The sequence below is a fragment of the Aeromonas sp. EU05-FHT14A05 genome (assembly GCF_058791175.1).
Genome location: NZ_JBYTDH010000020.1, coordinates 31,556 through 50,781, shown reverse-complemented (window position 1 = coordinate 50,781; position 19,226 = coordinate 31,556). Strand labels below are relative to the sequence as shown.

General features: G+C 60.7%; 19 protein-coding genes. 7 read left to right on the top strand and 12 right to left on the bottom strand.

Features of this window, described 5'->3' with window-relative positions:
* Positions 1-212 precede the first annotated feature (212 nt).
* Positions 213-1,727 (top strand): sodium/proline symporter PutP, encoded by a 1,515-nt coding sequence (putP, locus tag AC3WR3_RS20015; protein ID WP_429110558.1) that lies wholly within the window; start codon positions 213-215, stop codon positions 1,725-1,727.
* A 61-nt stretch (positions 1,728-1,788) separates the two neighbouring features.
* Here putP and AC3WR3_RS20010 read toward each other — a convergent pair whose 3' ends face one another.
* The 7 genes from AC3WR3_RS20010 to AC3WR3_RS19980 all read right to left on the bottom strand — a co-directional run bounded on the left by AC3WR3_RS20010 (position 1,789) and on the right by AC3WR3_RS19980 (position 7,019).
* Positions 1,789-2,379 (bottom strand): MliC family protein, encoded by a 591-nt coding sequence (locus AC3WR3_RS20010; RefSeq protein WP_429162718.1) that lies wholly within the window; start codon positions 2,377-2,379, stop codon positions 1,789-1,791.
* Positions 2,380-2,527: 148 nt separating this feature from the next.
* Positions 2,528-3,133 (bottom strand): NAD(P)H-dependent oxidoreductase, encoded by a 606-nt coding sequence (locus tag AC3WR3_RS20005; RefSeq protein WP_492293167.1) that lies wholly within the window; start codon positions 3,131-3,133, stop codon positions 2,528-2,530.
* 56 nt (positions 3,134-3,189) lie between these two features.
* A complete protein-coding gene (locus AC3WR3_RS20000; RefSeq protein ID WP_492293165.1) occupies positions 3,190-3,621 on the bottom strand; it encodes a MerR family transcriptional regulator in 432 nt (143 codons plus the stop codon).
* Between the two features lie 225 nt (positions 3,622-3,846).
* Positions 3,847-4,647, bottom strand: a complete 801-nt coding sequence (locus tag AC3WR3_RS19995; protein ID WP_492293163.1) for a hypothetical protein — start codon at positions 4,645-4,647, stop codon at positions 3,847-3,849.
* A gap of 83 nt (positions 4,648-4,730) precedes the next feature.
* Positions 4,731-5,540, bottom strand: coding sequence for a hypothetical protein (locus tag AC3WR3_RS19990; RefSeq protein WP_492293161.1), 810 nt, complete (start codon positions 5,538-5,540; stop codon positions 4,731-4,733).
* A 300-nt stretch (positions 5,541-5,840) separates the two neighbouring features.
* Positions 5,841-6,269 (bottom strand): VOC family protein, encoded by a 429-nt coding sequence (locus AC3WR3_RS19985; protein ID WP_492293159.1) that lies wholly within the window; start codon positions 6,267-6,269, stop codon positions 5,841-5,843.
* A 387-nt stretch (positions 6,270-6,656) separates the two neighbouring features.
* Positions 6,657-7,019: a DUF2061 domain-containing protein gene (locus tag AC3WR3_RS19980; protein ID WP_033129546.1), complete on the bottom strand. Its 363-nt coding sequence runs from the start codon at positions 7,017-7,019 to the stop codon at positions 6,657-6,659.
* Positions 7,020-7,199: 180 nt separating this feature from the next.
* On the opposite strand from AC3WR3_RS19980, the gene AC3WR3_RS19975 reads away from it, so the two are divergent.
* On the top strand, positions 7,200-7,406 hold the full coding sequence (locus AC3WR3_RS19975; RefSeq protein WP_492293157.1) for a hypothetical protein: 207 nt from the start codon (positions 7,200-7,202) through the stop codon (positions 7,404-7,406).
* Positions 7,407-7,487: 81 nt separating this feature from the next.
* Here AC3WR3_RS19975 and AC3WR3_RS19970 read toward each other — a convergent pair whose 3' ends face one another.
* Genes AC3WR3_RS19970 through AC3WR3_RS19960 form a run of 3 tightly spaced genes read right to left on the bottom strand, consistent with a single transcriptional unit; the run spans position 7,488 to position 10,700 of the window.
* Positions 7,488-8,342, bottom strand: a complete 855-nt coding sequence (locus AC3WR3_RS19970) for a 23S rRNA (adenine(2030)-N(6))-methyltransferase RlmJ (protein WP_319912628.1) — start codon at positions 8,340-8,342, stop codon at positions 7,488-7,490.
* A complete protein-coding gene (locus AC3WR3_RS19965) occupies positions 8,336-8,797 on the bottom strand; it encodes a DUF2390 domain-containing protein (RefSeq protein ID WP_162519175.1) in 462 nt (153 codons plus the stop codon). The genes AC3WR3_RS19970 and AC3WR3_RS19965 overlap by 7 nt, the downstream gene beginning before the upstream one ends.
* Positions 8,790-10,700 carry an ABC transporter ATP-binding protein gene (locus tag AC3WR3_RS19960; protein ID WP_265436573.1) on the bottom strand — a complete coding sequence of 637 codons (1,911 nt, stop codon included), beginning with the start codon at positions 10,698-10,700 and terminating at the stop codon, positions 8,790-8,792. The genes AC3WR3_RS19965 and AC3WR3_RS19960 overlap by 8 nt, the downstream gene beginning before the upstream one ends.
* A gap of 152 nt (positions 10,701-10,852) precedes the next feature.
* Here AC3WR3_RS19960 and AC3WR3_RS19955 point away from each other — a divergent pair, with 152 nt between their 5' ends.
* The 3 genes from AC3WR3_RS19955 (at position 10,853) to AC3WR3_RS19945 (ending at position 13,946) form a co-directional block, all read left to right on the top strand.
* Positions 10,853-11,263: a CBS domain-containing protein gene (locus AC3WR3_RS19955; RefSeq protein ID WP_139435991.1), complete on the top strand. Its 411-nt coding sequence runs from the start codon at positions 10,853-10,855 to the stop codon at positions 11,261-11,263.
* Between the two features lie 318 nt (positions 11,264-11,581).
* Positions 11,582-12,652, top strand: a complete 1,071-nt coding sequence (locus AC3WR3_RS19950) for a porin (RefSeq protein ID WP_202046628.1) — start codon at positions 11,582-11,584, stop codon at positions 12,650-12,652.
* A 349-nt stretch (positions 12,653-13,001) separates the two neighbouring features.
* Positions 13,002-13,946, top strand: a complete 945-nt coding sequence (locus tag AC3WR3_RS19945) for a chemotaxis protein CheV (protein ID WP_139435995.1) — start codon at positions 13,002-13,004, stop codon at positions 13,944-13,946.
* Between the two features lie 104 nt (positions 13,947-14,050).
* On the opposite strand, the gene AC3WR3_RS19940 is transcribed toward AC3WR3_RS19945, so the two are convergent.
* Complete coding sequence (locus AC3WR3_RS19940) at positions 14,051-14,659, bottom strand: arylesterase (RefSeq protein ID WP_492293153.1); 609 nt, start codon at positions 14,657-14,659, stop codon at positions 14,051-14,053.
* Positions 14,660-14,716: 57 nt separating this feature from the next.
* On the opposite strand from AC3WR3_RS19940, the gene AC3WR3_RS19935 reads away from it, so the two are divergent.
* Both AC3WR3_RS19935 and AC3WR3_RS19930 read left to right on the top strand, forming a co-directional pair.
* Complete coding sequence (locus AC3WR3_RS19935) at positions 14,717-15,442, top strand: ABC transporter ATP-binding protein (RefSeq protein WP_043132953.1); 726 nt, start codon at positions 14,717-14,719, stop codon at positions 15,440-15,442.
* A gap of 97 nt (positions 15,443-15,539) precedes the next feature.
* On the top strand, positions 15,540-17,981 hold the full coding sequence (locus AC3WR3_RS19930; RefSeq protein WP_492293150.1) for an ABC transporter permease: 2,442 nt from the start codon (positions 15,540-15,542) through the stop codon (positions 17,979-17,981).
* Positions 17,982-18,044: 63 nt separating this feature from the next.
* Here AC3WR3_RS19930 and AC3WR3_RS19925 read toward each other — a convergent pair whose 3' ends face one another.
* Positions 18,045-18,950, bottom strand: coding sequence for a TIGR01777 family oxidoreductase (locus tag AC3WR3_RS19925; protein WP_492293148.1), 906 nt, complete (start codon positions 18,948-18,950; stop codon positions 18,045-18,047).
* Between the last annotated feature and the right edge of the window lie 276 nt (positions 18,951-19,226).

Below are 19,226 nucleotides of genomic sequence, written 5' to 3'. Positions count from 1 at the left end.
GCGTAAAGGAGGGTAAGTCTTTGCAGTGTCGGGATAAAATCCGGCCTAACCGCTCTTGATTGGTTACTTGATTAGGTGTGAAACGTTTTCTCTGTGTTTTTTATTTGTTAAAAGTGGTTGTGATCAGGCGATCTGCTGATTAATCTAGGCCGGTTTTTTAAGGAAGAGCCCGTCGCGAGAACGGGTACAAGAGTCACATAACGGAGTTTTGAATGACAGCTAGCACCCCAATGCTCATCACCTTTCTGGTGTACATCCTGGGTATGGTCCTGATCGGCTTCATCGCCTATCGCGCCACCCAGAACTTTGACGACTACATTCTCGGCGGCCGCCGCATGGGGAGCTGGGTGACCGCCCTCTCCGCCGGGGCCTCCGACATGAGCGGCTGGCTCCTGATGGGCTTGCCGGGCGCCGTCTTCATCGGCGGCATCTCCGAGAGCTGGATCGCCATCGGCCTCACCATAGGTGCCTACTTCAACTGGCGCTGGGTGGCCGGTCGGCTGCGGGTTCACACCGAGAAGAACCGCAACGCCCTGACCCTGCCGGACTACTTCACCTACCGTTTCGAGGACAAGAGCCGGGTGCTGCGCATCCTCTCCGCCCTGGTGATCCTGCTGTTCTTCACCATCTACTGCGCCTCCGGCGTGGTGGCCGGTGCCCGCCTGTTCGAGAGCACCTTCGGCATGAGCTATGACACCGCCCTCTGGGTCGGTGCCGCGGCCACCATCACCTACACCTTCTTCGGCGGCTTCCTCGCGGTGAGCTGGACAGATACGGTGCAGGCCACCCTGATGATCTTTGCCCTGATCCTGACCCCTGTGTTCGTCATCATCGCGGTCGGTGGCATCGACACCGCCATGGTGCAGGTGGCGGCGCAGAACGCCAGCAACCTCGACATGTTCAAGAACCTGGACTTCATCGCCATCATCTCCCTGATGGCCTGGGGCCTGGGGTACTTCGGCCAGCCCCACATACTGGCGCGCTTCATGGCGGCGGACTCTCACCACTCCATGGCCAGCGCCCGTCGCATCAGCATGACCTGGATGGTGTTCTGCCTCGGCGGCGCCGTGGCCATCGGCTTCTTCGGCCTCTCCTACTTCTCCACCTTCACCGAGCAGGCCGCCGGCGTCACCGGCAACCCGGAGCGCGTCTTCATCGAGCTCTCCAAGATACTGTTCAACCCCTGGATTGCCGGCGTGCTGCTCTCCGCCATCCTGGCGGCGGTGATGAGCACCCTGAGCTGCCAGCTGCTGGTCTGCTCCAGCGCCATCACGGAGGATCTCTACAAGCCCTTCCTGCGCAAGAACGCCTCCCAGAAAGAGCTGGTGTGGGTCGGCCGCGCCATGGTGCTGGTGATCTCTCTCATCGCCATCGCCGTGGCCGTGAACCCGGAGAACCGGGTGCTGGGGCTGGTGAGCTACGCCTGGGCCGGCTTCGGTGCAGCCTTCGGTCCCGTGGTGCTGCTCTCGGTGCTCTGGTCCCGCATGACCCGCAATGGCGCCCTGGCCGGCATGCTGGCCGGTGCCCTGACCGTCATCGTCTGGAAGCAGTTCGGCTGGCTGGGTCTGTATGAAATCATCCCGGGCTTCGTCTTCGCCACCCTGGCCATAGTGGTGTTCAGCCTGCTGGACAAGGCCCCCTCCAAGGCGATGCTGGATCGCTTCGACGAGGCCGAGCGCGAGTTCCAGGCTCCCCCTGTCTCGGCTGAGCCGGTCATGGTGAGATAAATCACGCACGCTGAATAAAAAAAGCCCCGCAACTGCGGGGCTTTTTCATGGGCGGGGCGGCTTATTGGCCGCTGACGCGGCACTGCAGGGCGGCTTGGTCATAGCGTTCCAGCCTGGCTTCGTTCCCCTTGGTCAGCAGCGTGAGATTCTGCCCCTCGTAACGGGCGCCGCTGGCGCTGGGGGCTTCGAAGGCGAGCACCTGCGACTGCTGCGTCCCCTCGCTCAGGTTGATCACGGCGGCGGGCCGCTTGGCCTCGTTGTAGAAGTAGGTCGAGAGCCGGATCCCGCCGTCGCACTGGTAGTCTACCGGGCTTGGCACCCTCAGCTGACCCCCCTTTATCTGCAGCTCTGTGATGCGCAGCTGGTAGCTCTCCTCCACGCATTGGCGCGAGTCGCTCTCTTTCCAGCACTCGTTGCGCCCCTTGATCCAGCCACGCTGCATCGCCTTCTCCGTCTTCTGCTGCTCGGCCGACAGCTGGCTCATCGCCTTGGGGTAGAGGGCGGCGAGTTCGTTATCAAGCGCCGCCAGCCCGGCGTCCTGGCAGACAAGCTGCTCGGCCGCGCTGTGGGCCTTGGCACAATCAAAGGAAGGGGTGGCGGCACTGGCCAGCAGCGGCATCAAGGCGAGGGTGCCCAGCAACATCTTGGTCATCGAAAAGGCTCCAGCAAGAGGGGATTCCCACTTACTACAGCACAAGGGCGCCGGGGCGCCGAGGACTTTTTCACCCCAGGCTCCCTTGCCCGCCTCTTTGGGCAGCGCTGCCGACAACAATGGTCATCAGGGTCGCCGACGCCCTGGCTCAGGGTCGCCGCCGCATCAGCCGCTGCGCATCACTGCGGGCCGCGGCGGCGGTACGGCCCAGCCAGCGCTGTCGCTCCCGCTCGCTGGCGGTATGGACAGGCCCCAGATGCTGGCGATGGGTCAGCCGGATGCCGCAGAGCCCGAGCACCGGCTTGGCGAGGGTGCGCTCGACGGGGGAGCCCAGCCACCAGCGGTAGTACCAGACAGGGCTGTCCATGGTGAGCAGCAGGCGCGCCGTCTTACCGGCGAGCAGGCGCTCGGGAAGCGCCTTGCCCTTCTGATAACGAAAGGCAAACCCCGAGAGCAGCACCCTGTCCAGCAACCCCTTGAGCCGGGCCGGCAGGTGGCCCCACCAGAGGGGGGCGACGATCACCAGATGGTGGGCCTGCTTCAGGCTCTGCTGCAATGCCTGCAGATCGGGCTCGAGGGGCTGCGCCTCGTCATAGCCATGGTGCAGATCCGGCTCGAAGGCGAGCTCCCCCACGTGATGCAGGGTGACCTCTGCGCCGCCCTCCTCGGCGCTGCGGGCATACTCCCGGGCCAGGGCATGGCAGAGGCTGTCGGGTTTGGGGTTGCCGTTGATGATAAGCAGCTTGGGTGTCATGGCGTGGCTCCTGATGAAGTGAGCCCCCATTACACCCCTTGTCCCATGGGACAGAGTCAAGCCACCTCGTGCGCCCGCCCTGCATCCCTCTGATGAAGCTGCGATTCGGGGTCGCGCGGGACGGGAGCGCCATAGCGGCAGGGGTGCTGCGCCAGCAACTCGGCGCACTGGGTCAGGGATTGATGCTGGCGTTGCAGCCTGGCCACGTCGGCCTCGATCTGCGCCAGCTTGCCCGCGATAAGCTGCTCCACCTTCTGCCAGGGAAACTCGGCGAGGCTGGTGAGGCCTGCCAGCAAGGGAACCAGCTCCCCGAGCTTGCAGCCGAGCTGCTGGGCCTCGCGAATAAAGCCGACCCACTCCAGATCCTCGGCCCGGTAGACGCGGTACTTGCCGCGCCGCCTGGGCTCGGGCAGCAGCCCGAGCTGCTCGTAGAGACGGACAGCCTTGGGTGTGGTGCCCGCCAGCCGGGCAAATTCGCCGATATACATCTTGCTGCTCGCAAAGGTTGTTCGAGTAGGGGCTCACTATAGGCCAGTGGCAGGGGGGATTGAATCCCCATGGGGGAGAGGCGATTTGGATTGACAGTGTAGTGGTCTAATCATCCCGGGATGACAGGGGACACCTACTTTGCCAAACAAGTCTGCTATCGAGATAATGGGTGTCCTAGGATTTTTACCAATATGAACGAATTTGATAGCTTTATTATCTTTATTTTAAGCATCACTAATGCCATGTAATTGAAATCGCTTTAAAACACCGTCCTGGGATGTAACGCGAGTAACGATTGCATTGAGTGGTTCAAATATTCCTCGAGCCACTTTCCCAAGATTGTCGGCCATAATCTCCTTTTCGTAGTCATTAAGGTCGTTAATTGGCGAAAAACCATGTGAAATAGAGTCAATATCTTCAATAAAGCGTCCTGTTCCAGTTCTTGCGTTGAACCTACTCACTGCGACAGGAATGACTTCGCTATAGGGGTCTACAATTTCAGTTTCAAGGTGGCTCAAAGTGGTTTCATCGAATTTTATAATTGGAGTTCTGCCTAGCATCATCACTGTAGAGTAACCTTGATGTTTTACTGGGAGATGAGCAGATATCAATGCACTTTCGAGACGTTTATGGAGATCATCATTTTGTTGCATTAACGCATTTAATTTTTTCTTTGCTTTTCTATTATTAAGAACGAAAGGTATTCCTAGTAGGCTGCAGAGCATATATTTAAGGAGGTCATATAATCCATTTTTCCCCAAGTCTGTCATCAGTGATACTGTTTGAGCATCAGTGATAATCATTTGAATAATCTGATCATAGGAACCTATGGAGGCTCTCTGAAGAACCATTTTAAAGCCTTTTGCTGCAGGGGCTTGTAGAATGATTTCTTCTTTTAGGAATGCATGGATGGAAAGGAGCAAGAACTCTGAGATAGCCGCCAATGACTTCGCTCCGTAGTACATATCAAGTCCGTCAAACTCTCTAGCGCCCGTGTCATATTTAATTCGAAAACTATATTCCATGTTTAATTATCATATTGGTGAGGTTATTACAGCTAACGTTGGTAGCAGAGGTACATCGTCAGGAGCATCCCTTGCCTGCTCTTTTAGCTACTCTGATAGCCAAATTTTTCTTTGAGCTCTGATAAGAGAAAAACTTTAGGCGTCACTCTGACCCCCAGCTGGTTTTCAGTAGCTGGAAACTTATTGAAAATATCATTAATCTGTTCTTTTGTTAACAAGGACTCATCTTCCATTACAATGGCAAAAATAATTTGAAAATTCTTCCGGTTGAATTTCTTCAGTTTTTGAGCAAGTGCTTTCAAGCCCTTCTCGAAAGTCAAAATGTTTATCCGATTCCTTACGTACTTTATTTCGATAATATAAGCCTGATTCGCCGATACAAACATTCCATCCATTCCTGTATCGCACCCTGCCCCAATACTCACGTGGCGATTTATTGATACATTATATAATGTCTCGAGCTCTCTAAAGGCAAGCTCTTCTGCCAAAAGAATTGACTGCATTAACTGATTGTTGTTTTTAGGTTCAGGTTTAGTTGAATTTGTTTTTGTTATATCACTCTCATTCTCTCTGATTTCTTTGACCTCATGTTCTATCTTTCTTTTTTGCTCCTCTGGTGAAAGAATTCTTATAAAACCTTCGTCATTTCTGAAATCTGAAGGTGAATATAGCTTTGTATGGTGCTTGCTTACCAACCATGTGAAAGAACCCAGCACAGAAAAAGGGAAAATTGCCAAGAACCAGACAAGGACCGTTTTGTGGCTCTCAAGCAATGATTCACCTGAAGCACCAAGAACTAGGCCAGCTATCCCATAAACAAGTACAATAAATAATGCGATTATGCCAAGTGGGTTTTTTGATAACGTTGTTGCCGTATCTCCGAAGTTTTCCATCAGACTCCTTGTTTTTCAGCTAACAGTGATTAGATGGAAAGCGGTACTGATCTGATAATTGAGCTTTCCGCATAACCATGTAACGACTTTATCACCGTTACGTAAAATTTACTTTAAATCATAGTGTTGCCGGCTTGGTGTGCGCCTGTCCGTATTCGCATGACTTCCTCTTTTGGTTCTATGATCACGCCTGCATCAAAATACAGTCAATAAGGAAATCAGGGCATCACTATGTTGGGCAAGGCGTAGCCACCTCGTTGCACCATGGCAAGGTCCATATCACCGGTGTTCTGTTATTTGCTAAAACCGAATTTCCACTGACCCCGCACTGCGTGTTGCCTCGCCGTGATATACAGCTTCGATATTATTGCCATCGGGATCGAGCACAAAGGCGGCGTAATAGCCGGGGTGATAATTGCGCTCCCTGGGAGCGCCGTTGTTCTGGCCGCCGTGGGCCAGCGCCGCCTGGTAGAAGCGATCCACCGTAGCCCTGTCTTTCGCCTGGAAGGCGAGATGATGACGACCGGTCAGCACCCCGAGTGCCGCCGGGCTGTCGATTGAAGTGACAAAGAGCTCGTCAGCCCAGAAATAGCCGTCACCGCTGCCACCCAGTGGAATATTGAGGGCGGCCAGAGTGGCACTGTAAAAGCGCTGGCTGGCAGCCAGGTCTTTTACCACCAGCTGGAGATGGTCGATCAGTCGACCCCGATGCAGTGTTTGCGTTTCCATGCACAGCTCCACTCAGAAATTTTTGGACAAGAAACAGCTCTGATTGCTGGTTATCGCTTTTAGGCAAGCTACCGCCCCTGAATGTCAGCTTCCAGTGTGCTGCTATTTGGCTGCGCTTGGGGGATGGCGTGACTCATGGGTGACTCCAACGAGGCATATATTGCCATTCGGGTATGCTAGCGAGGGTGGCGCTGAGGGGAAGGGCAGGGTGATGGATTTTCGGGCGGGATCAAAGAATGAGTCGTTATGGCAAGGGGAGTGGCGGTGTAGTCGAGCTGTGAGAGGGGGCTATGCTCCCTCATTGGGCCGGTTGCCTCCTTTAGGTCAGCACCAGGGTTTGGCGGCAGCTATAGCCGCTCGTGAAGGGGAAGGGCTGGTCGCCCTTCCTTACGCCAGTGCCAGTTGCTGGCGGCTGCGCCACAGCCGCTCGTGGAAGAAGAAGACGACTGTGTTGATGGCAGGTTCGATCAGTGCCATCACGCCGCCGGTGAGCAGCTCGCCGCTCAGCAGGTAGGCGACGGCGAAGGCCACCGAGAAGTGGACCAGGGCGAAGCTGCTGGTCTTGGCCTGCAGGCTGTGATCGGGCTTGAGCTTGTGCCAGCCAAGGTCGTGGAAGTAGAAGGCGACCGTGTTGACGGCGGGCTCGATCAGGGCGATCAGGCTGGCGGTGAGCAGTTCGCCGGTCAGCAGATAAGCCACGGTGAAGGCGACACTGAAGTGCAGGATGGCGAAGCTGATGGTCTTTTTCATGATGGTGTCTCCTCTGGCGATGAAAGCAGTATCACCCAGAATTACATCAAATGAAAACCATTCTCATCTATCGGCTAAATAGAAAAAGCCTATCGACCGAGGTCGAAGCCACCAGATTGGGAGTTGCCTGGGGCCACAGCGGCGCTAGAGTGTGCCTTTTGCCATGAAAAAGGAGCTTTCATGACCATCAATGCCAACATCTATGTGCTGTTCATCCTGCTGCTGATGATCCTTGTCGGCGTCGTGGCCTGGCGACTGGCCCGGCGCAAGAGCCGCCACCCCGCGCTTGTCACCGTCCTGTGCGTGCTGCTCTGCCTGGTACCGCCCTTCGCCCTGCTGGCGCTGCTCATTCTGGCGCTCTGGCGAGATATGCCCGTCAGGGCCTGAGGCAAGCGGCGTCATCCCGGCAACGGCAGACAGAGAAAAGCCCCTTTCGGGGCTTTGTCATGTTTGCGGTCGGTAAGGGGTTCAGTCGGCTGCCTTGTTGAGCCACTCCACCCTGTACTGGGCGCCGGCACCCTGGGCCAGCTTGGCGCACAGGGGTTTGAGGAAGGCTTCGATCTGCTCGTCCAGCATCCAGGGGGGGCTGACGATCAGCATGCCTGAGCCGTTCATGCCCCAATCGGCGGTCTGGCCGGCCACTTCCAGCTCCGCCACCAGGACGTTGCCGAAGTTTTCCCGCTTGATCGCCTTGAGCATGTCGCGGGACTTGTCCGCCTCTTGCCCGAGGATGGGATACCAGAGGGCGTAGATGCCGGTGGCCCAGCGCTTCTGCGCCTTTTTAAGGGTATCGACCACGGCGAAGTAGTCTTCTTTCAGCTCATAGGGCGGATCGATGAGCACCAGTCCCCGGCGCGGCGTCGGCGGCAGCAGGGCCACCAGCCCCTCGAAACCGTCGCGGTGGTGGACGGCGACGCGGGGGTCATAGCCCATGTTGGCGCGAAGGTCCTCCACCTCGTTGTTGTGCAGCTCCATCAGCGCCAGCTTGTCCTGATCGCGGGCGAGACGGCGCGACAGCTCCGGCGAGCCCGGGTAGTAGTGCAGCTCGCCGCTCTGATTCATCTCCTCGATGACGCCAAGATAGGGGGCCATGGCGGACCATTGGGCTCGCTCGTCCCACAGGCGGCCGATGCCGTCGGCGTACTCCGCCTTCTTCTGGGACCAGTCGCCGCGCAGGTCGTAGAGACCGCCGCCGGCATGGGTGTCCAGCACGATGAAGGGCTTCTCCTTCTTCTTGAGGGACTCGATGATCAGGGCCTGGACGGCGTGTTTCAGCACGTCGGCATGGTTGCCGGCGTGAAAGGCGTGGCGGTAGCTCAGCATATTAGGTCTCTGAGGGGGCCCTGCTGGGCACCCAGTAACGATAGATAGTTCAACAGGTTGTGGCTCTTGCCACGAAACAGGGAGAGGCCGCGCAGGGTCTGCAGCAGGACCCCCTGTTGCAGCCGCTCCAGCTCCAGCTCGTGGGCCAGCATGGCCTGGTACTCCTCCTCGGCCAGCCGTGCCTTGGCTTGCTGGCGCAGGGTGCGCCAGGGGAGCAGCACGGCCTCGGTCTGGACCAGGGCCGGTTGCAGATCGGTGAGGTCGACCGGGATGCCGAGCAAGTCCAGATGATGCAGCAGGAGCGCCAGATTGACGTTGCCACCCTGGCTCTGCACCTCGAGCCAGTCCTGGCTGCGCTGGCCATAGACCTTGCCGCTCCAGTGCCAGAAGCCGAGCGGCGTCGGCAGCTCGTGCACGGCGACCCGCTCGCTTGCCATCAGCTGTTCGTCACGCAAAGAAGGCCTGCTCCATGGTTTCCAGCTCCTCACTGAGGCTCATCCACTCCAGCTCCACCTCTTCCAGCTGCTCCTTGAGGGGGCCCTGGGACTTGAGCAGCTCGGAGAGCTTGCCCTTGGCGCTCTCTTCGTAGATGGCGGGATCGGCCAGCTGGCTCTCGATGTCGCCAAGCTTGCCCTGCAGCTTCTCCATGCTGGCCTCGAGCTTCTCCAGCTTCTGGCGCAGGGGCCGGGTCGCTTGCCGGAACTGGGCCTCGAGCCGCTTCTGATCCTTGCGCGCTACCGCCGAGTTGGCGGAGACGGGGCCGTCCACCGGCTTGGCGTTGGCCTCTTTCTCCTGCTCGCCGAGCCACTTGTGGTAGTCGTCCAGATCGCCGTCGAACGGTTCGACCCGGCCACCGTGGACCAGGTAGAAGTCATCCGTGGTGGTGCGCAGCAGGTGACGGTCGTGAGAGACCACCACCATGGCGCCCTCGAAGCCTTGCAGCGCCATGGTGAGGGCGTGGCGCATCTCCAGATCCAGGTGGTTGGTCGGTTCATCCAGCAGCAGCAGGTTCGGCTTTTGCCAGGTGATGAGGGCCAGCACCAGCCGCGCCTTCTCGCCGCCGGAGAAGGGGGCCACCTTGTCCAGCGCCTTGTCGCCGTGGAAGCCGAAGCTGCCGAGGTAGTTGCGCAGCTCCTGCTCGGACTTGTCCGGCGCGAGGCGAGCCAGGTGATCGAGGGGGGTATCGTCCAGGCGCAGGGTTTCGAGCTGATGCTGGGCGAAGTAGCCGATGCTGACCCCGGCGCTCACTTCCAGCTTGCCCGAGAGCGGCGCATTGGAGCCCGACAGCATCTTGATGAAGGTGGACTTGCCGGCGCCGTTGCGCCCCAGCAGGCCGATGCGCGAGCCCGGCACCAGGTTCATCTTTATCTTCTCCAGGATCACCTTGTCACCGTAACCGGCGCACAGGTTCTCCATGGCGATGAGGGGGGTCGGCAGGGCCGAGGGCTCGCGAAACTCGAAGCTGAACTCTGAGTCGGCGTGGGCGGGCAGGATCTTCTCCATCCGCTCCATGGCTTTCAACCGGCTCTGGGCCTGACGGGCCTTGGAGGCCTTGTAGCGGAAGCGGTCCACATAGGCCTGCATGTGGGACATCTCCCGTTGCTGCTTCTCGTACATGGATTGCTGCTGGGCCAGCTGCTCGGCGCGCTGCAGCTCGAAGTCGGAGTAGCCGCCGGTGTATTCGTTGAGCTTGCCGTTCTCGATGTGGATGATGCGGTTGATGACCGAATCGAGGAAGTCGCGGTCGTGCGAAATAAGGACGAGCGTGCCCTGATAGCCCTTGAGCCACTTCTCCAGCCAGATGACGGCGTCGAGATCCAGGTGGTTGGTCGGTTCATCGAGCAGCAGCAGATCGGAGCGGCACAGCAGGGCCTGGGCCAGGTTCAGGCGCATGCGCCAGCCACCGGAGAAGCTCCTTACCGGCGAGTCGAGCTGATCGCCACCAAAGCCCAGCCCGTGCAGCAGCTCGGCGGCGCGGGCGCGGATGCTGTAGGCGCCTATGGTGTCGAGCCGGCCGTGCAGCTCGGCGACCAGGAGGCCATTGTCATCCGCCTCGGCCTGGGCCAGCTGGGCTTCCAGGGCGCGGAACTCCTTGTCGCCATCGACCACGTATTCCAGCGCGGAGCAGTCCAGCGCCGGGGTCTCCTGGGCCACGCCGGCAATCTGCCAGCCGGCGGGCAGGCTGAAGCTGCCGTTGTCGATGGCCAGCTCGCCCCGCACCAGCGCAAAGAAGGTGGACTTGCCACAGCCGTTCTTGCCCACCAGGCCCACCTTGTGGCCGGGGTGTATGGTGGCGGACGCGTTGTCCAGCAGCGTGCGGCCGCCGCGGATCAGTTCGATTTGACTGGCAACTATCATGGATGGATCTGCTTGGCTCAATGAAGGGGAGAAACTGGCGCGGATCTTACGTGAAATGACTCGGATTTGCACTTGAGGCAGGGGGAGATGGCTGGCTGCGGCAAGAAAAACGTGCCATAACAGAGACATCTGTCAGGGGGCAGGAGGCTTCCATGTTGATTAAAGAGATCATGACGACCCGGGTTGCGACCGTTTCCATGGATGACAGGCTGGGTGTCATCAAGGCGATCTTCGAGCAGGCCCACTTTCGCCACCTGCTGGTGCTGGAAGATGACGTGCTGGTGGGAGTCATCTCGGACCGGGATCTGCTGCGCGCCCTCAGCCCCTATCTCGACACGGATGCCGAGATGAACCGCGACACCGAGACCCTCAACCGGCGGGCCCATCAGATCATGAGTCGCCAGCCCATCACCATCTCTCCCGACTCGTCCTTGCCGGAAGCCGCGGCCATCATGCTGGAGCAGCATGTCTCCTGCCTGCCGGTACTGGAAAACGGCGCCCTGGTCGGCATCGTCAGCTGGAAAGACCTGCTGCGCGTCATGCGGGACTGGCAACCTGTCTGAGGCGTTCCTGGGAGCGACTGGATCCCGCGTCGCCAGGTTTTCATTGACTCTTCCTCGATACAAACGTCTGCCATGTCGAGATATGGCATTTCTGTTGTTCTGACATTTTCATTTTTATGGTTTAAAATTCCGCATTAACCTGTGTTTGTGACACTTAGTGTCGCGATAAACGGGATAAATAGAGTATTTCTAATTAATCGACCCCAGCTTCAGTTCCCATCAAGGTTCGCAGATCTACCCTAGGTCATCGGAAATGAACCCGATTCAAAATGACAACGACCGAGCACAGGTCTGGTTTACACCTCAGAGGAACGAACAATGAAAAAGACAGCATTGACGATGGCCATCTCCAGCCTGCTGCTGGCCGGTGGTGCACAAGCTTCTACCGTTTACAACCAGGATGGTACCAAGCTTGACATCGGTGGCCGTGTTCAAGGCATGTACTACGGTAGCGACAACGACGACGAGAGTGGCGATCAGAGCTACCTGCGTCTGCGCATCGGTGGTGAGACCCGCATCAACGAAGAGACCGTCGCCAACGGCTTCGTCGAGTACAACGTACCGACCAACAGCTCCGACAACGAGCTGCGTTATGCCTACGTTGGCATCAAGAACGATCGTTTCGGCGCCTTCAGCTACGGTCGTCAGGACGGTCTGATTGCCAAGGCCGTTAACGATTACACCGACGTTCTGCCGGAGTGGGGCGGAGATGGCCTGGGCAAGGGTACCGAAGTCTTCGGTACCGGTCGTACCAACGGCCTGGCTCAGTACCTCTACACCTTCGACGGCCTGGTGCTGGGTGCCCAGTTCACCGGTGAGAACGAAGCGCAGAACGAGAGCGCGTCCAGCTGGACCAGGGGCTCCGAAGAGGGTTACGCCCTGTCTGCCAACTACAACTTCGACATGGGCATCAGCCTGGGTCTGGCCTATAACCAGGCTGGCAAGACTGCCGATCAGGCTGCCAACGCCAACTTCGGTGGCAGCGAAGACGCCAAGCTGACCGCAGTCGGTATCAAGTACAACGCCAACAACCTGTACGCTGCCGCGACCTACGCCTACGGCGAAAATCACGTCTATGTGAACCAGGCTGGCAACGACGGTTATGCCTCCGAGAGCAACGGTTACGAAGCCGTGGTTCAGTACACTTGGGGTCAATGGAAGCCGTCCCTGGCGTATAACCGCCTGGACGTGAAAGATTCCGACCAGAACCTGGATGACACCCTGACCGAGTACGTGTCCATCGGTGCCTGGTACAACATCAACGACAACTTCGATGTCTACGTTGATTACAAGGCCAACCTGCTGAACAGCGACGGCACTGACGGGTACAACAAGTTTGGCCAGAACACCGACGACGTCGTTGGCGTGGCCATGCAGTACCACTTCTAAGTCGTTCCCTGACTGCCTACTGTATTTTTTGACCGGCCGCCTCGCGGCCGGTTTTTTTATGGGCGCAACACCAGATGTGCCCTTTCTCGGCCATCAGGCCAATCCCGGGTTCAGCATTCTCCCCTGCTGGTCGATAACTCTCTTTGTCGGGCCGATGGAGATGAGGGCTGCTGGCAAGGGGCTATGGGGTGAGGATCACGCCCCGCGGTCAAGATCCTATCTTTTCTCGACCCTTTTCATTATTTCTATAGAGACTTGCGTTGCTCCTGCCGGGGGAATGCGGGTCTGGTTGGCATGCTGGCGCCCCTCTGGCGGGGCGGCACTCGGAAAACGGACGTAAGGGCTTTATATGGCGAGCATATTGGATTCAGTGGATCAACGTACCCAGCTGGTGGGGGAGAATCGCCTGGAGTTGCTGATGTTCCGGTTGGGATCCCAGCAGCTGTTTGCGATCAACGTCTTCAAGGTGCGGGAGGTGGTGAAGCTGCCCCATCTCAACAAGATGCCGGGCTCCCATCACAACATCAGCGGGGTGGCGAACATCCGCGGCGTCTCCATTCCCGTCATCAACCTGCGCGGTGCCATCGGCATGCGCCCCATGGCGGTCGACAACGAATCCAACCTCATCATCACCGAATATAACCGCACCATTCAGGGATTCCTGGTGGGGCAGGTGGCCCACATCGTCAACATGACCTGGAAGGACATATTGCCGCCCCCCCGTTCGGCGGGGCGCGCCAACTACCTCACCGCCATCACCCGCATCCCGGAGGGCGGGGTCGACCAGATTGTCGAAATCATCGACGTGGAGAAGGTGCTGGCGGAGATCATCACCTATGACATCCGCATCTCGGCGGAAGTGCTGGACAAGGAGATCCTGCCCCAGATGCAGGGGCGCCGGGTGCTCATCGTCGATGACTCCAGCACGGCACGCAATCAGGTGCGCGAGACCCTCGCCCAGCTCGGCCTCGAGGTGATCGAGTGCCAGGATGGGCTGCAGGCGCTCAAGCTGCTCAAGGGGTGGTGCGATGCGGGCAAGAAGGTGACCGACGAGATCATGCTGATGATCACGGACGCCGAGATGCCGGAGATGGATGGCTACCGCCTGACCCACGAGGTGCGCAGCGATCCGCGCATGGCCGATCTCTTCATCACCCTCAATACCTCACTGAGCGGCAACTTCAACGAGGCCATGGTCAAGAAGGTGGGATGTGACCGCTTCATCTCCAAGTTCCAGCCTGATCTGCTGGTCGGGGTCACCCAGGAGCGCATGCGCCAGATCCTGGGAGCTTGAACCCGACTCAAGGGCTTATCGCCTCAAGCCAGCTCGATAACAGAACACCCGCCTTGGCGGGTGTTCTGTTTTGGCGGGCAGGAGGCCAATGCCGTCCCCTGGGGTCACTGGGTCAGCAGGGGCTCGATAAAGCTCGCGACCCGGTCGCGGATCTGCGGTTGGGCTTCGGCCGTGGGATGGAGGCCATCGTTCATCAGGAGTTCAGGGCGAAGCGCAATATCATCGATAAAGAAGGGCATCAGCGGCAGGCCATTGGCCTGCGCCAGTTCCGGGAAGATCTGCTCGAACTGGCGCAGATAGCGTGCACCATAATTGCGGGGCAGCTGGATCTGGGTCAGCACCGTCTTCACCTGCTGTGCCTTGGCAAGCGCCACCATCTTGGTGAGGTTGTCACGGGTGATGGCGGGGGCGAAGCCGCGCAGGCCATCGTTGCCACCCAGCTCGATCAGTACCCAGTCAGGCTTGTGCTCCTCGAGCAGGGCGGGCAGGCGAGCCAGCCCCCCCTGGGTGGTTTCACCGCTGATGCTGGCGTTGATGAGCCTGTGCTCGCCACCCTGCTGTTGCCACTTCTCGTTGAGCAGGGCAGGCCAGCTCTGTTCGGCCTGCATCTGGTAGCCGGCACTCAGGCTGTCCCCCAGTACCAGCAGGGTTTGCGCCTGGACCGATGAGATCCAGCAACACAGGCAACTCAAGACGAACAAGACACGGGTCATGCATTCAACTCCCAGGATCTATTGTCATTACAGGTTAAGGCAAACAGGAAACGCATCATGAGTTCAACGCCCATTATCACCGTCAGGGGGCTCGGCAAAACCGTTCGCCTCGGCCAGGAAAGTCTCACCATCCTTGAAGGGATCGATCTGCAAGTCAATACCGGCGAGACGCTGGCCCTGGTCGGCGCCTCCGGATCCGGCAAGTCCACCCTGCTCGGCCTGCTGGCCGGACTCGACCTGCCGAGCAGCGGCGAGATAGAGATCCTGGGCCAGTCCCTGACCCGGCTGGACGAGGAGGGGCGGGCCAGATTGCGTGCCGAGCAGGTGGGGTTCGTGTTCCAGTCCTTCCTGCTGCTGCCCACCCTGAGCGCCCTGGAGAACGTCATGCTGCCAGCCGAGCTGCGCGGCGAGACCGACTGTGAGCCCAGGGCCCGCGAGCTGCTCACCCAGGTCGGGCTGGCCGAGCGGCTGCACCACCTGCCGCCGCGCCTGTCCGGGGGGGAGCAGCAGCGAGTCGCCATCGCCCGGGCCTTTATGACCCGCCCCAGCCTGCTGCTGGCGGACGAGCCGACTGGCAACCTCGACAGCAAGACGGGGGAGACGGTGATCGAACTGCTGTTTCGTCTCAACCGCGAGCACAACACCACCCTGGTTGTGGTGACCCACGATCATGAGCTGGCCCAGCGCTGCCAGCGGCAGCTGGTGATGGCGGCGGGACGGCTGGAGGCAGATGCGCCAGCATCCGAAGCCACCTTGGCTCCCCGTGTCAGGGAGCTGTCATGAATCAATGGAGACTGGGTTTCAAGCTGCTGCGCCGGGAAGGATTCAGCGGGGAGCTGTGGTTCTGGCTTGTGCTGGCGCCGGGCATGGGGAGCAAGTCATGAGTCAATGGAGACTGGGTTTCAAACTGCTGCGACGGGAAGGGTTCAGCGGGGAGCTGCGCTGGTTCGTGCTGGCGCTGGCCCTGAGCGTGGCCTGCGTGCTGAGCGTGGCCCTGGTGGCGGATCGGCTGGATGCGGGACTCAAGGCCTCGGGCCGCGACTTCATCGGGGCGGATCGGGTGCTGCGCTCCGCCACCCCGGCGCCCGAGTCCTGGCTCGCCCAGGCGAAGCAGGAGGGGCTCCTCGTCCAGACCACGGTCAGCTTCAACAGCATGCTGTTTCATGGCGACGGCCTGCAGCTGGCGTCCATTCGCGCCGTGCCGAGCGACTTCCCCTTCTATGGCAAGCTGGAGCTGATGCCCCAGCGCGCCCCTGCGCCCGGCGAGATCTGGCTCTCCGCCCGGGTGATGCAGTTGCTCGGTGCCAAACTCGGGGACGAGCTGGAGGTCGGCAACACCAGATTGACGGTGGCGGGGGAGCTGGGCCAGGAGCCGGATCAGGGCTTCAGCCCCTTCCAGATGGCGCCAAGGGCGCTGATCCACAGTGCCGATATCGAGGCAACCGGCGCCCTCTTGCCGGGCAGCCGCCAGCAGTGGCGCTATCTCATCAAGGGGCCCAGGGAGGGGGTCGCCCGCTATGAGCGCTGGCTCAAGCCCAAGCTGACGGCGGGGCAGAAGCTGATCAAGCCCGACGATCAAGGTTCCCAGGTCGGCAAGTCCCTGGCCAATGCCGAGCGCTTCTTCCGCCTGGCGTCCCTGGCCGGCGTGCTGCTGGGGGCCCTGGCCATGGGCATAGCGGTGCGTCACTTCGCCGAGCGCCAGACCAACATGGTGGCGCTGCTCAAGACGCTGGGGGCGTCGCGGCGTACCCTCTGGCAACTGATGGGGACGCTCCTCGCCTCCCTGACCCTGATAGGTGCCCTGATCGGCCTGGTGGCGGGGAGCGCCATGCAGTGGCTGACGCTGCAACTGCTGGGGGATCTGCTGCCAGCTGATCTGCCGCCGCCCTCCTGGCGCCCCTTTGCCCTGGGTCTGGCGGTCGCCTTCTTCATCACCCTGCTGCTGGCCTTCATCCCCTTCCTGCGCCTGCTCAAGGTGCCGCCGCTGCGGGTGCTGCGCCGGGAGCTGGAGGCGGGCATTCCCCCCTGGCTGACGGTGCCCGTGGGCCTGCTCGGTCTGTTCGCCCTGGTCTGGGGCTTTACCGCCGATGTCAGGCTGGCGCTCGGTCTCATCGGGGGCATGGGGCTGCTGATGGTGCTGCTGGCGCTGCTGGCCTCCGGGCTGCTGCGACTCGGTGGTCGGCTCAAGGGGCCCCATGCCCTGCGTCTGGCCATCAGTCACCTCTCCCGCGAGCGCGGCAGCGGCCTGTTCCAGCTGGCGGGCTTTGCCTTGGCGCTCATGCTGTTCGGGCTGCTGTGGGCGGCGCGGGTCGATCTGCTGGATGATTTTTCCGCCCGTCTGCCCGCGGATGCCCCTAACCGCTTCCTGGTCAATGTGGCCGACGGGGAGCGCGACGGCATACTGGCGGATCTGCACCAGGCCGGCGCCATCACCTCGGACTTCTACCCCATGGTGCGCGGGCGTCTGACCCGGATCGCCGGTCAGGCGGTGGGTGAGGATGCGGCCCGGGAGGGGGTGAACCGCGAGCTCAACTTCACCACCACGGCGACCCTGCCCCCCGACAACCAGGTCACCTCGGGCCAGTGGCTCGGCGGCAAGGGGGAGGTCTCCGTCGACGAGGTGCTGGCGGGCCAGCTCGGCATCGCCCTGGGGGACGCCCTCAGCTTCACCATAGAGGGGCGCAGCTTCGAGGCCAGGGTGACCAGCCTGAGGTCCATCAAGTGGGACAACATGCGGCCGAACTTCTACATGATCTTCTCGCCGGACGTGCTGGCCCCCTTCTCCCAGACCTGGCTTGGCAGCTATCGCCTGCCGCCTGAGGGACGCAGCGCCGAGGTGGAGCTCATCCGTCGCCACCCCACGGTGAGCCTCATCGACGTGGAGGATCTGATAGGGCGGCTGACCCTGGTCTCGGATCAGGTGAGCCGGGCGCTGGGGCTGATGCTGGGGCTGGTGACGGTGGCCGCTCTGCTGGTGCTGCTGACCCAGACCCAGGCCAGCATGGCCCATCGGCGTCGGGAGCTGCTCTTGATGCGCACCCTGGGGGCGGGCAGCAAACTGCTCGAGAAGATGCTGCGCTGGGAGCTGGTGGCGAGCGGCGCCCTGGCGGGGCTGTGCGCCGCCATGGTGGTGGAGCTCTGCTCCTTTGGCCTGCAGTGGTGGTGGTTCGATGGCCAGTGGCAGTTCCACTGGGCCATCTGGGCCGGCTTGCCCTTGCTGGGGGCCCTGCTGGTGACCCTGGCCGGTCAGGGCATGCGCCGCCAGCTGCTGGCGGGCACCCTGAGCGACCGCCTAAGAGGCCTGGGACAGGGGCTGCTCTGACGGCCGCTGGCGAGGCACTGAAAGTAACAATCCCGACCCAGGTCGGGATTTTTCATGGTGGTTTCAGCGCGGGGGCAGCAGCAGGTTGCCGAGGGCCTCGGGGAGGGCCGGATAGGTGAAGTGGAACCCCGCCTCCTGCAGGCGTGCGGGCAGGATCTGCTGGCCGGTGAGCAGCAGATCCGCCGCCTCGCCCATCAGCAGCCGAAGCACCCGGGCTGGCACGAAGAAGAGGTGCGGGCGATGCAGCGTGCTGGCCAGGGTCTGGCTGAACTGGCGATTGCTGACCGGCTGCGGGGCCGTGCCATTGAAGATCCCCTCGCACTCGTCGTGCTCGAGGAGAAACAGCATGGCCCGCACCAGATCCTGCACGTGGATCCAGCTCATCATCTGGGTGCCCGGGCCCATGGGGCCACCGAGCCCCAGCCGATAGGGGGGCAGCATCCTGGGCAGAGCGCCCCCATCGGTGCCGAGCACCAGGCCGATGCGCACTATGCAGACCCGGGTCTGGGGGCTGCGGGCCTGCAGGGCCAGCTGCTCCCACCGCTGGCAGAGGCGGTGGGTGAACTCGTCGTGGGGATGGTGGCAGCGCTCGTCCAGGGGCTCATCCCCCTGGCGGCCATACCAGCCGATGGCGGAGGCGCTCAGCAGCAATCTGGGGGGCGTGCTGGAGAGCTTGACGAGATCCACCAGTTGCTCGGTCAGCAGCCAGCGGCTGTTGCACAGCAACTGCTTGCGGGACTCGCTCCAGCGGCCACTGGCGATGGGCTCCCCGGCCAGGTTGATGACGATGTCCACGTCATTGAGGTGGTCCAGCCGGTCCAGGTTGTCCAGCAGAGTGACGTCATGGCCAAGCAGCTCATAGGCCCGGCTGCCCTGGCGGGTCAGCACCACCACCTCGTACGCCACCTTGAGGTGTGCCACCAGGCGGCGGCCGATAAAGCCCGTTCCCCCCGTGATCAGTATCTTCATGTGCTGCCTCCCTGATGGCTGTTGGCTCTACTCTAGAGGTTGGGCACTGGATGGACAAGCTCCTGTTTTTATGAGCATTATAAATTCATGATGGCGCCACCTCGCGTGCCTTTCACCAGGGTGCTGGCGCTGGCCCAAGGCATGGGCGCTGAATGGGGAGGGGGGCTTGCCTCCCAGAGCGGGTGCCATCTGGATTTCACCCGAGCGCATCATCATTGCTTGCCAAGCGGGCAGCAGCGGGTAAACTCGCCTGCTTTTTCGCCGTGACCATGAGGA